At 68.3% G+C, this 12614-nt stretch carries 13 protein-coding genes; all 13 read left to right on the forward strand.

The features are described 5' to 3' along the window. The first annotated feature begins 42 nt into the window (after positions 1–42). The 13 genes from alaS (at position 43) to KIT89_RS03085 (ending at position 12590) form a co-directional block, all read left to right on the forward strand. Entirely contained in the window at positions 43–2700 is a 2658-nt protein-coding gene (alaS, locus tag KIT89_RS03025; protein ID WP_297603068.1) for an alanine--tRNA ligase, read from the forward strand. After that, entirely contained in the window at positions 2701–3171 is a 471-nt protein-coding gene (gene ruvX / locus KIT89_RS03030; protein WP_297603070.1) for a Holliday junction resolvase RuvX, read from the forward strand. After that, positions 3168–4424 carry an endolytic transglycosylase MltG gene (gene mltG, locus KIT89_RS03035; RefSeq protein ID WP_297603071.1) on the forward strand — a complete coding sequence of 419 codons (1257 nt, stop codon included), beginning with the start codon at positions 3168–3170 and terminating at the stop codon, positions 4422–4424. The genes ruvX and mltG overlap by 4 nt, the downstream gene beginning before the upstream one ends. Positions 4425–4434: 10 nt before the next feature. Beyond that, the gene (locus KIT89_RS03040) at positions 4435–5253 is read left to right on the forward strand and encodes a shikimate dehydrogenase (RefSeq protein WP_297603072.1); all 819 of its coding nucleotides are present in this window, start codon (positions 4435–4437) and stop codon (positions 5251–5253) included. Between the two features lie 57 nt (positions 5254–5310). Beyond that, on the forward strand, positions 5311–6516 hold the full coding sequence (gene aroC / locus KIT89_RS03045) for a chorismate synthase (protein WP_297603073.1): 1206 nt from the start codon (positions 5311–5313) through the stop codon (positions 6514–6516). Continuing rightward, positions 6509–7048: a shikimate kinase gene (locus tag KIT89_RS03050; protein WP_297603074.1), complete on the forward strand. Its 540-nt coding sequence runs from the start codon at positions 6509–6511 to the stop codon at positions 7046–7048. Before aroC ends, KIT89_RS03050 begins: the two co-directional genes overlap by 8 nt. Continuing rightward, positions 7045–8121: a 3-dehydroquinate synthase gene (gene aroB / locus KIT89_RS03055; RefSeq protein WP_297603076.1), complete on the forward strand. Its 1077-nt coding sequence runs from the start codon at positions 7045–7047 to the stop codon at positions 8119–8121. The genes KIT89_RS03050 and aroB overlap by 4 nt, the downstream gene beginning before the upstream one ends. A gap of 25 nt (positions 8122–8146) precedes the next feature. Continuing rightward, entirely contained in the window at positions 8147–8587 is a 441-nt protein-coding gene (aroQ, locus tag KIT89_RS03060) for a type II 3-dehydroquinate dehydratase (RefSeq protein ID WP_297603077.1), read from the forward strand. Between the two features lie 94 nt (positions 8588–8681). Beyond that, positions 8682–9245: an elongation factor P gene (efp, locus tag KIT89_RS03065; protein WP_297603078.1), complete on the forward strand. Its 564-nt coding sequence runs from the start codon at positions 8682–8684 to the stop codon at positions 9243–9245. Then, on the forward strand, positions 9245–9682 hold the full coding sequence (gene nusB, locus KIT89_RS03070; protein WP_297603079.1) for a transcription antitermination factor NusB: 438 nt from the start codon (positions 9245–9247) through the stop codon (positions 9680–9682). Before efp ends, nusB begins: the two co-directional genes overlap by 1 nt. 86 nt (positions 9683–9768) lie before the next feature. Then, positions 9769–10581, forward strand: coding sequence for an ABC transporter ATP-binding protein (locus tag KIT89_RS03075; protein ID WP_297603081.1), 813 nt, complete (start codon positions 9769–9771; stop codon positions 10579–10581). Between the two features lie 63 nt (positions 10582–10644). Continuing rightward, positions 10645–11673 carry an aliphatic sulfonate ABC transporter substrate-binding protein gene (locus tag KIT89_RS03080; RefSeq protein WP_297603083.1) on the forward strand — a complete coding sequence of 343 codons (1029 nt, stop codon included), beginning with the start codon at positions 10645–10647 and terminating at the stop codon, positions 11671–11673. Positions 11674–11675: 2 nt separating this feature from the next. Then, on the forward strand, positions 11676–12590 hold the full coding sequence (locus tag KIT89_RS03085; protein ID WP_297603084.1) for an ABC transporter permease: 915 nt from the start codon (positions 11676–11678) through the stop codon (positions 12588–12590). Positions 12591–12614 lie beyond the last annotated feature (24 nt).

The following is a 12614-nucleotide window of genomic DNA, read 5'->3' on the forward strand; positions in this document are numbered from 1 at the left end:
GGGGCGTCAGGCCCCGCACTCTCGATTCAGGACTCCGCCTTCATGCAGACCGCCGACATCCAACGCCGGTGGCTCGAGTACTTCGGTGCTCGCGGTCACACCGTCGTGCCCTCCGCCTCGCTCGTCAGCGACGACCCGACGCTGCTGTTCACGGTGGCAGGCATGGTGCCCTTCGTGCCCTACCTCACCGGAGTCGTGCCAGCGCCGTACCCCCGCGCGACGAGTGTGCAGAAGTGCATTCGCACCAATGACATCGAAGAGGTGGGCAAGACGCCGCGGCACGGCACCTTCTTCCAGATGAACGGCAACTTCTCGTTCGGCGACTACTTCAAAGAGGGCGCGATCGAGTACGCCTGGGAGCTCTTGACGAGCTCGCAGGGCGACGGCGGGTTCGGCTTCGATGAGAAAGACCTCTGGGTCACGGTCTACAAAGACGACGATGAGGCGATCGCGCTCTGGAAGAAGGTCGCCGGCCTGCCAGACGAGCGCATCCAGCGCCTGGGCATGGACACCAACTACTGGTCGACGGGTCAGCCCGGCCCGGCCGGCCCGTGCAGCGAGATCTTCTTCGATCGCGGCCCCGAGTACGGCATCGATGGCGGCCCGGCCACCGACGATGACCGCTATGTCGAGATCTGGAACCTGGTCTTCATGCAGTACCTGCGGGGTGCGGGCACCGGCAAGGGAGACTTCGAGATTCTCGGTGAGCTGCCGAGCAAGAACATCGACACCGGCATGGGCATGGAGCGCGTCGCCTTCCTGCTGCAGGGCGTCGAGAACATGTACGAGATCGACCAGGTTCGCCCCGTGCTGGATGCTGCTGCCGAGCTCTCCGGGCGCCGCTACGGTGCCGACCACGACGACGATGTGCGCATGCGCGTCATCGCCGACCACGTTCGCAGCGGCCTCATGCTCATGACCGATGGCGTGGCGCCCGGCAACGAGGGCCGCGGATACATTCTGCGTCGCCTGCTACGGCGCAGCATCCGCGCGATGCGACTGCTCGGTGTCGACGTGCCGAGCTTCGAGGTGCTGTTCGCAGCCTCGCGCGACGCCATGAGCGCCGCCTACCCCGAGGTGGCGCAGAACTACGACCGGGTGTCGAGGCTGGCGCTCGGCGAAGAGGACGCGTTCTTGCGCACCCTCGCGGCAGGCACGAGCATTCTCGACCTCGCGGTGGCTGAGACCACGAAAGCCGGCGGCACTGTGCTCGCTGGCGACACCGTGTTCCAGTTGCACGACACCTTCGGGTTTCCGCTCGATCTCACGCTTGAGATGGCCGAAGAGAACGGGCTCACTGTCGACCGCGATGCCTTCGACCGGCTCATGACCGAGCAGCGAACGCGCGCGAAGGCCGATGCGAAGTCGAAGAAGGGCGCCTTGGCCGACCTCTCTGTGTACGGCGAGTTTCGTGCGCACGGAGAGACGGCGTTTCTCGGCTATGACGCCCTCGAGGCAGAGACGCGAGTGCTCGGGCTCATCGTCGACGGAGCGAGCGTCGCGGTGGCGCACGCCGGAGATGTCGCCGAGGTGATTCTCGCCGAGACCACCCTGTACGCCGAGTCTGGTGGCCAGGAGTCAGACGAGGGCATCATCGTCGGTAGCGGCTTTGAGCTCGAGGTGCTCGACGTGCAGCGGCCGATCAAGGGCCTCGTCAGCCACCGGGTTCAGGTGGTGCACGGCCAGGTCGAGGTCGGAGCCGCCGCGACCACGAAGGTCGACCCGCTCTGGCGGCGCTCGGCGACGCAGGCGCACTCTGCCACCCACGTCATCCACGCTGCGCTGCGCCAGACCCTCGGCGACGAGGCCCACCAGTCTGGCTCGTACAACAAGGCCGGCTATATGCGGCTCGACTTCAGCTGGAATCAGGCTCTCAGCGCCGCCACCCGCAGCGAGATCGAAGAGATCAGCAATCTGGCCGTGCGCGACAACCTGCCCGTCGAGACCCGGGTGCTGCCGCTCGACGAGGCGAAAGCCCTCGGAGCGATGGCGCTGTTCGGCGAGAAGTACGGTGACGAGGTGCGCGTCGTCGACATCGGTGGGCCGTGGTCGCGAGAACTGTGCGCGGGCACGCATGTGGCGTCGTCTGCCGAGATCGGCATGATCAGCCTCGTGAGCGAATCGTCGGTGGGGTCGACCAACCGCCGCGTCGAAGCGCTCGTGGGCTTCGAGGCGTTTCGCGAGCTCGCCACCGAACGCGCGATCGTGCAGCAGCTGACGAGCACGCTGAAGACTCCGCGTGATCAGCTCGCCGACCGCATCGCCGATCTCGCCGCTCAGCTCAAGGCTGCTGAGAAGAAGATCGCGCAGTTCGAGTCGGCGCGCTTGAGCGAGCGGGTTCCGACGCTGGTCGCGTCGGCGGCGACGGTCGGGCCGTACACGGTGGTGGCCGAGAACCTCGGCCAGCTCGGGTCGGCCGACGACGTGCGCTCGCTCGCCACGAATGTGCGCGGCAGGCTCGGTGACGCAGCCGCTGTCGTCGTGCTCGCAGCAGACGTCGCTGGCAAGGCGGCGATCATCATCGCAACCACGCCCGCAGCACGCGAGAAGGGTGCATCAGCGGGAGCGCTGGCGCGCGTTGCCTCGAGCGTTCTCGGCGGTGGCGGTGGTGGCAAAGACGATCTGGCGCAGGGCGGGGGAGCCGACCCGTCGGCGATCGGCCGGGCGATCGAGGCAGTGCTGACCGAACTGCGCAGCTAGATGCGCTCGGGCACGCGGCTGGCCGTCGATGTGGGCACGGCTCGCGTCGGCGTGGCGCGTAGCGACCCGCACGGCCTGCTCGCGACCCCCGTCGAGACCCTCGCGCGCCGAACCGACGTCATCGCGGGCATCTCGAGGCTCGTCGACGAGCATGAGGTCGTCGAGGTCATCGTCGGTCTGCCACTGTCGCTCAGCGGAGCAGAGACGGCCTCGACGGCCGACGCACGCGACGTGGCCGAGGCGCTGGCCGATGCCGTCGACGTGCCTGTGCGACTTGTCGATGAGCGCCTCACCACGGTGACTGCGGCGCGCGGCCTGCGCGACGCCGGGCGAACTGCGAAGAACTCGAGATCGGTCGTCGACCAGGCGGCCGCTGTTATTCTGCTCCAGCACGCCCTCGACCTCGAGCGCGCCTCGGGCAATCCGCCCGGAGTGCTCGTCGACCCGCACGAAAGCCGAACAGCCGAGTGACGAACAACGACAACTGGGACGACATCTTCCGCCCGCAGCCGAGCGACGAGCCGGTGAGCCCCGAGGCCGCCGGTGCCTCGGCACCCGCCACCGACGACGCGCCGCAGAGCAGGCGGGCGGCGCGCGAGAGCGAGGGCCGTCGTGGTGCGAAGACGGGCAAGCCCGGGCGGCCACCGCGTCGTCGCAAGCGCTGGCCGTGGGTCGTGCTCGGCATCCTGTCGCTGCTGCTCGGCATCGGCGCTGCCGGGGCCTGGTATGTCTGGACCAACTACGAGCCGCAAGTGCGCGAGCTGCTGGGCTGGCAGCTGCCGAACGACTACGAAGGCTCAGGCAACGGCACCGAGGTGCTCGTGACGATCTACCCCGGTGAGATCGGCTCAGACGTCGCCACCACGCTCGTCGAGCAGGGCGTCACCATGACGTTCCAATCGTTCTACTCGTTGCTGCTCGCCGACCCGTCGATTCAGTTCGTTCCCGGCACCTTCCGTCTGCAAGAGCAGATGTCGGCGCAGTCGGCATTGGATGCCCTGCTCGACCCCGCCAACAAGGTCGAGCTGAGCGCCACCATCAGAGAGGGCCTGCGCGCCGGCGAAGTGATCGCCTCGCTCTCGGCCGGCACCGGCATTGCGATCGAAGACTACGAGGCCGCCATCGCCGACCCCTCGATCTACGGTGTTCCGGCCGAGGCCCCCAACATCGAGGGCTACCTCTTTCCGGCCACGTACCGGTTCGAGCCGAACACGACGGCCGAAGACCACATCAGAACCCTCGTCACCGAGACCTTCAGGCGACTCGATGCGGCGGGCGTCGCCGAGGCAGACCGGCACGTCGTGCTCACCAAGGCCTCGCTCATTCAACGTGAGGCGCGCATCGCCGAAGACTTCTACCGCGTCTCGCGCGTCATCGAGAATCGTCTCGAGGCCGGGTGGCGCCTCGAGTTCGACTCGGCGAGCCAGTACGGCGCTGGCGAGACAGGCTCGGTGTGGTCGAGCGGCGACGCGCTCGGAGCCGATAACCCCTACAACACGTATGTGATCACGGGGCTGCCGATCGGCCCGATCGCGGCGCCCGGCGATGTCGCGATCGACGCCGTCATGAACCCGGCAGACGGCCCGTGGTTCTTCTTCGTCACCGTCAACCTCGCCACCGGAGAGACGGTGTTCTCAGAGACCCTCGCGCAGCACGAGCGAGGCGTCGCCCAGTTGCGGGCCTGGTGCCGCGCGAGCGAGGAGAACCGAAGCTACTGTGCCTAGGCGCCTCGCCGTGCTCGGGCACCCCGTCGAGCACTCACTCTCGCCCGTGCTGCATATGGCCGCATACCGGCACCTGCAGCTCGACTGGCAGTACGACCGGCACGACGTGCGCGAGCCCGAGCTGGCCGGCTTTCTCGACGGCCTCGACAGTCAGTGGCGAGGCGTCTCGGCGACGATGCCGCTGAAGGAGCAACTGCTGCAGCTCGCCGACGAACGAGACGCCGCCAGCAGCCTCACCGGGGCGGCGAACACGCTGCTGCTCGCTGACGACGGCCGTCGACTCGCGCGCAACACCGATGTGCCCGGCATCGAACGCGCACTGCGAGACGCCGGACTCGACGACGCGACGCACGCGGTCATCGCCGGCGCCGGCGCCACGGCGCGATCGGTCATGGTGGCCCTCGAGGCCTTCGGTCTGCGCAGCGTGACGGTGGCCGTGCGCGACAGTGCACGAGCCGGTTCTGTGCTCGATCTCGCCGACGAGCTCTCGCTCGAGCTCGACATCGTGAGCCTCGCCGACTTCGCCGACGTCGTCGACGAGGCAGACGTCGTGGCGTGGACCCTGCCGAACGGGGTGCCGCTCGACGACTCGATCTCGGTCGACACACGACTCAGTGCCGTGGCGCTCGACGTCACCTACCACCCCTGGCCCGGCCCCCTCGCGGCGCAGTGGCTCGAGGTCGGCGGAAGCGTGGCGTCTGGTCGCGACATGCTGCTGCACCAGGCAGTGCGGCAAGTGCGGTTCTTCGTCTCCGGCCAGGGCGACGAGCCGCTCGACGACGAGACGGCCGTCGAAGAGGCGATGCGGCGTGCGCTCGACGCGGCCTGAGGGTCGCGCGGCCCGCGGTGGGCATCCCTCGCCTCAGGCTCGTGGGAGGATGGAGCAATGCTGCGCTGGTTGACCGCGGGAGAATCTCACGGCCCCGAACTGATCGCCATTCTCGAGGGTCTGCCTGCCGGCGTGCCCGTGCTGCGCGAGACCATTCAGGCCGACATGCAGCGTCGCAAGCTCGGCTACGGCCGCGGCGCGCGCATGAAGTTCGAGCAAGACGAGTTGTCGATCTCGGGCGGAGTGCGCCACGGCCGCAGCATCGGCAGCCCCATAGCGCTGCGCATCGGCAACACCGAGTGGCCCAAGTGGACCACGATCATGAGCGCCGATCCGGTCGACCCCGCCGAACTCACCGGTGCACGCGGGGCCCCGCTGACGAGGCCGCGCCCCGGGCACGCAGACCTCGTCGGCATGCAGAAGTACGGCTTCGACGAGTCGCGCCCCGTGCTCGAGCGCGCGAGCGCCCGCGAGACGGCCGCGCGCGTGGCGCTCGGAGCCGTCGCGCGTTCACTGCTGAGCGAGCTGGGGGTGCGACTGGTGTCGCACACGCTGTCGATCGGCCCCGTGCGCGTGCCAGACGATGCCGCGCTGCCGGTTCCTGACGACGTCGAGCGGCTCGATGCTGACCCCTTGCGATGCCTGCACGCTGAGACGAGCGCGGCGATGGTCGCCGAAGTCGACGATGCGCACAAGTCGGGCGACACCCTGGGCGGTGTCGTCGAAGTGCTCGCCTACGGAGTTCCGCCGGGGCTCGGATCGTATGTGCACTGGGATCGCCGACTCGACGCGAGGCTCGCCGCAGCGCTCATGGGAATCCAGGCCATCAAGGGAGTCGAGGTCGGCGACGGCTTCGAGACCACGCGCCGCCGGGGTTCGGCCGCGCACGACGAGCTCGTCGTCGACGACGGGCTCATCGAGCGGTTGAGCGACCGCGCTGGTGGCACCGAGGGCGGCATGAGCACCGGCACGGTGCTGCGCGTGCGAGCAGGAATGAAGCCGATCGCCACCGTGCCGCACGCGCTGCGCACCGTCGACACGTCGACGGGCGAGGCCGCGCCGGCGCACCACCAGCGCTCAGACGTGTGCGCGGTGCCGGCCGCGGGAGTGGTCGCCGAAGCCATGGTGGCGCTCGTGCTCGCCGATGCCATGCTCGAGAAGTTCGGTGGCGACTCTCTCGCCGAGACGCGTCGCAACCTCGACGGGTATCTCGCGTCGATTCCTGCGACCCTCACCACCGCGGTCGCCGACGGTCGTGCCTGAGCCTCTCGCCGAGCTGGGATCACCCGCCGTGGTGCTCATCGGCCCCCCGGCTGCGGGCAAGACTCGGGTCGGCAAGCGGGTCGCCCGCTCGCTCGACCTGCCCTTCATCGACACAGATCGCATGATCGTCGCCGAGCACGGGCCGATCGCCCAGATCTTCGAGCGCTCTGGCGAAGCGCACTTCCGCGCCCTCGAAGCAGACGCAGTGTCGCACGCGCTCACGCACCGGGCCGTCATCGCGCTCGGCGGCGGCGCCGTCATGACCGCGAGCGTCGCCGAAGCCCTCGCCGGGCATCCGGTCGTGCTCCTCACCCTCACCCCCGAGGCCGCCTCGCAGCGCCTCGACCCCGTCACCCGGCCTCTCGTGCGAGACGGCATCGACGCCTGGAGCGCGCTCGTCGAGTCGCGCATGCCCACCTACCGTGCACTCGCCCAGGCCACGTGGGATACCTCGACGCGGCCGATCGACCGCATTGCGAGCGAGGTGGCGCAGTGGGCCCGAGACCGCAGTTCAGCGCAAGGAGAACCATGACCGAGCCCACGACCATCACCGTCGAGGCGGGCAGCCCGTACGACGTCATCGTGGGGCGAGGCGTGCTCGCGCAGCTCGAGAGCGTGCTGCCGCCCACGGTGGCCAAGGTGCTCGTCGTGCACGCGCCGCCACTCGCCGATCACGCGCAGGCGCTGCGCGAGCGGCTCGCCGGGCGCGTCGAAGTGCTGCTCGCCGAGGTTCCCGATGCCGAGGGTGCGAAGCGCGTCGAAGTCGCCGCCTTCTGCTGGCAGATCATGGGTCAGACCGACTTCACGCGAACCGATGCCGTGGTCGGCCTGGGCGGCGGAGCCACGACCGACCTGGCCGGCTTCGTCGCCGCCACCTGGCTGCGCGGGGTGCCCCTCGTGCAGGTGCCGACGACCGTGCTCGGCATGGTCGATGCCGCGATCGGCGGAAAGACCGGCATCAACACGGCCGAGGGCAAGAACCTCGTCGGCGCATTCTGGGCTCCCGCGGCCGTGCTCGTCGACCTCGACCTGCTCGAGGGGCTGCCGCAGAACGAGATTCTCGCCGGGTTCGCCGAGGTCGTGAAGTGCGGGTTCATCGCCGACACCGCCATTCTCGACCTGCTCGAAGCCGACGTGACACGCGCCACCGATCGCACGAGCGACGAGTTTCGCGAACTCGTCGAGCGCAGCATCCGGGTCAAGGCAGAGATCGTGGCCGAAGACTTCACCGATGTCGGTCGACGCGAGCACCTCAACTACGGGCACACGCTCGGTCACGCCATCGAGCACGCTGAGCGCTACCGCTGGCGGCATGGGGCTGCCGTGGCGATCGGCATGGTGTTCGCGGCCGAGCTCTCGCATCTCGTCGGCTCGTTGCCCGCCGAGCAGGTCGACCGCACTCGACGCATACTGGCGTCGCTCACCCTGCCCACCGGCTACCCCCTGGGTCGCTGGAAGACGCTGCTCGCCACGATGCAGCGCGACAAGAAGGCGCGCGCCGGCATGCTGCGATTCGTGCTGCTCGATGATGTCGCGCACCCGCGGGTTCGCGGCGGCATCGACGAGTCGATGCTCTTCGCCGCCTATCAAGAAGTGGGGGAGTGATGCGCCTCGCCGATAGGGTGTCGGCATGACCGCCTCGCGCGTGCTCGTGCTCAACGGGCCGAACTTGAACCGCCTGGGCACTCGCGAGCCCGAGGTGTACGGCACGGCGACACTCGACGACATCCGCTCGTCTCTGGCGGCTGCGGCCGACGGGGTCGAGATCGACCTGCGGCAGTCGAACGACGAGGCCGAGCTCATCGGCTGGCTGCATGAGGCGGTGGATGCCCGCACGCCGGTCATTCTCAACCCGGCGGCCTTCACCCACTACAGCTACGCCCTGCGCGACGCCGTGGCACTGGTCACCGAGGCAGGCGTTGCCGTCGTCGAGGTGCACCTCTCGAACCCGCATGCGCGCGAGACCTTTCGCCACACGAGCGTCATCTCGGGGGTCGCGACGGGCGTGATCGCCGGGTTCGGCATCGACTCGTACCATCTGGCGCTCGCGCACCTGCTGCGCCTGCCGTAGGGGTCTCTCTCGGCCGTCGACTAGACTTTCGCGGCGGCGCTCACGGGCGCTGCCGAACCGACCTCTCTCTCATCGAAACGGAACACAGACTCTCATGGCGACCACCAACGACATCAAGAACGGCAGCGTGCTGAACCTCGACGGGCAGCTGTGGAACGTCATCGAGTTTCAGCATGTGAAGCCCGGCAAGGGTGGCGCGTTCGTGCGCACGAAGATGCGCAATGTGATGAGCGGCAAGGTTGTCGACAAGACCTTCAATGCGGGCACCAAGGTCGACTTCGCGACGGTCGACCGCCGTGACTACTCGTACCTGTATCAAGACGGCGCCGACTACGTCTTCATGGACACCACCGACTACGAGCAGGTCACCGTGCCTGCCGCGGTCGTCGGTGACGCTGCGAACTTCATGCTCGAGAACCAGCAGGTGACGATCGCGATGCACGAGGGTGCGCCGCTGTACCTCGATCTGCCGGCCTCGGTCGTGCTCGAGGTCACCTACACCGAGCCCGGCTTGCAGGGCGACCGCTCGACCGGCGGAACCAAGCCAGCAACGCTCGAGACCGGCTATGAGATTCAGGTGCCGCTGTTTCTCGAGGCCGGAACCAAGGTGAAGGTCGACACGCGCTCGGGCGACTACCTGGGTCGCGTCAACGAGTAGTGAGCGCTCGAAGCAAAGCCCGCAAGCGGGCTCTCGACATGCTGTACATCGCCGACGTGCGGCAAGTGCCACTCGCCGACGTGCTCGCCGACGAGGCGCGACGCGCGGCGGCTCAGCCGCAGCGGGCCTCGAGTTGGCCGTATGCCGAGCAGATCGTGCGCGGAGTCGACGAGAACCGTGCAGACATCGATGCGTTGATCGAGCAGCACGCTGTGGGCTGGACCTTGGCACGCATGCCCGTGGTGGATCGTGCCATCCTCCGCCTGGGCATCTGGGAGCTCGGATTCAATCCCGAGACTCCGGCCGCCGTGGCCATCTCAGAAGCGATGCAGCTCGCGAGCGTGCTGTCGACCGACGAGAGCGCCACCTTCGTCAACGGCGTGCTCGGCGCGATCGCTGACGCGCTGACATCGCCCGAGACGCACTCGGCCCCATGACGCTTGTGTGACGTACTGTTTCGTCACGTGTCGTCTCGTGTCTGAGCGGTTTGGCGCTCGAATGTCAGCCCTCGTACGGTGGCGGCATGTCGACCATCACGGCTCCCTCCACAGCGACGGCCGCGCTGCCCGTCTCGCTGCGCGGCGTCGGGCGCACGTTCCCCTCGCCGGGTGGTGCCGAGCCTCGACTGGTGCTGCGCGACATCGATCTGACCATTGCCCCTGGTGAGATCGTCGCCCTGCTCGGCCCTTCAGGGTGCGGCAAGAGCACGCTGCTGCGTCAGATCAGCGGTCTCGACCGGCCGTCGACCGGGTCACTGACGATCGACCGGGCGCCGGTCGCGACCGCAGACCAGCGGTGCGCAGTGGCCTTTCAAGAGCCGCGACTGCTGCCGTGGCGCACAGTGACCCGCAACGTCGAGTTGGGGCTACCGCGAGCACTGGATCGCGAAGCAGGTCGCGAGCGAGTCGCCGAGCTTCTCGAACTGGTGCAGCTCACCCCTGCGGCGGCCCTCAAGCCGCGGCAGATCTCGGGGGGAATGGCCCAGCGCGTCTCGCTCGCGCGGGCGCTCGCTCGCGGCCCCGGTGTGCTGCTGCTCGACGAGCCCTTCGGCGCCCTCGATGCTCTTACCCGATTGACGATGCAAGACCTGCTCGTCGACATCCACCGTGCGAAGCCGGCGACGATCGTGCTCGTGACGCACGACGTCGACGAGGCGCTCGCTCTGGCCGATCGCATTGTGCTGCTCGGCACTCGGCACGACCGGCCCGGTGCGACGATCAGCCGCATCCTCGAGGTGCCGGGCGCGAGACCCCGCGACCGCGCCTCGACCGTGCTCGCCCGACTTCGCGCTCAGTTGCTCGATGCGCTCGGCGTGCCGAGCCACCACGGCACCTGAGCCTCTCTGACGTCCTCTCCCACCCCATCCATTGGCCGCCCGGCCGACCACTGAAAGGCAATCATGACCATCCGCACCCGCTCGACCCTGCTGACCGCGACCCTCGCCGTGGCCGCCATGGCCATGACCGGGTGCGTTGCCGGTGAAGGCGCCCCGGCCGCGCAGCCCGAAGAGGGCTCTGAGTGGTCATCGACCACGCTCACGCTTGACTTCGCCACCTACAACCCGCTCAGCCTGATCATCAAAGACCAAGGCTGGCTCGAAGACGAACTTGGTGACGATGTCACGGTGACGTGGGTGCAGTCCGCAGGCTCGAACAAGGCGAACGAGGCTCTGCGTGCCGGCGCGATCGACGTCGGCTCGACGGCGGGCTCGGCGGCACTGCTGGCTCGCTCGAACGGCAGCCCCATCCACACGATCGCCGTGTACACGCAGCCGAACTGGGCGGCGATCCTGGTGCCGACGGGGTCAGACATCAGAGAGGTCTCTGACCTCGCCGGTCGCAACGTGGCCGCAACGAAGGGCACCGACCCCTACTTCTTCCTGCTGCAGGCGCTCGGCGAAGCAGGACTCTCGCTCGACGACATCTCGCTGCAGAACCTTCAGCACGCAGATGGCCGCGGCGCGCTCGAGACCGGCGCGGTCGACGCCTGGGCAGGTCTCGACCCGCTGCTGTCGACCTCGGTCTACAACGGCAACGCCGAGATCATCTACGACAACGTCGCGTTCAACTCCTACGGCTTTCTCAACGCGACAGAAGAGTTCATCGAGAACCACCCTGATCTCGCACAGCTCGTCGTGAACGCCTATGAACGAGCTCGTGCGTGGGCGCTGCAGAACCCCGACGAGACTGCTGCGATTCTCGCCGAGGTCGCCGGTATCGAACTGCCCATCGCCGAGGCGACGATCGCCCGCACCGTGATCGACACCGACCCGGTGCCCGGCGAGGTGCACCGCGCCGTGCTCGCGATCATCGGCCCGATCTTCGTCGAGAGCGGCGACGTGGCGAACCAGCAGCTCATCGACGACGCGCTCGCATCGTTGTTCTTCACCGAGTTCGCGGTCGCGGCAGACCCGAACGCCGTCGGCTGAGCATGAGCTTCGACGAACGCGGAACCGCGAGTCTCGCCGGCGCCGCCCGCCCTGAGCAGTCAGGGCAGGCGGCGCCGCGCCGGCGCGCCGCCACACTCTTCGGGTGGGCAGACTCGTTCGGCTTCTCGGCGGCCGGCACCGCCGTCTCTGACGGGCTCGAGGGTCGACCGACCGCGCGAACCGTGCTGCTCGGGCTGCTCGTGCCCGGCATCATCATGCTCGCGTGGTGGTCTGTCACCGAGTTCACCGACATCTCGGCGGTCGTGCTGCCGTCACCCGAGCAGGTGGTCATCGCGGGGGTCGAGCTCGCACAGAACGGGCTGCTCGGCACCTATGTGCTGATCTCGCTGCAGCGAGTGTTCATCGGGTTCGCCATCGGGGCGACGGTCGGCCTCCTGCTCGGAGCACTGGTCGGGCTGTCTCGCACCGCTTCGCAGTTGCTGGGGCCGACCCTCGGAGCGATTCGTGCCGTGCCCTCGCTGGCCTGGGTGCCGCTGCTCACGATCTACCTCGGCATCTTCGAAGAGCCCAAGATCACGCTCATCGCGATCGGCGCCGCTTTTCCGGTGTTCACGACGGTCGCCGGTGCGCTTCGACACGTCGACGCACACCTCGTCGAAGCAGGACGAGCATTCGGGCTGGGTCACACACGGTTGCTCACGACCGTGCAGCTGCCGGCAGTGGTGCCCTCGATCGTGTCGGGGTTGCGGCTCGCACTGGCGCAAGCCTGGCTGTTTCTCGTCGCGGCCGAACTCATCGCCTCGTCGATGGGCCTCGGATTCTTGCTCACCGACTCGCAGAACAACGGCCGCGTCGATCGCATCTTCCTCGCGATCATCCTGCTCGCGATTCTCGGCAAGACCACCGATGCGATTCTCGGCATCGGAGAGCGCGCCCTGCTCAAGCGCTGGGGCTAGACGCACTAGACTTGACTCGTACGA

Origin of the sequence: Microcella sp., assembly GCF_025808395.1 — a bacterium.
Lineage (GTDB): Bacteria > Actinomycetota > Actinomycetes > Actinomycetales > Microbacteriaceae > Microcella.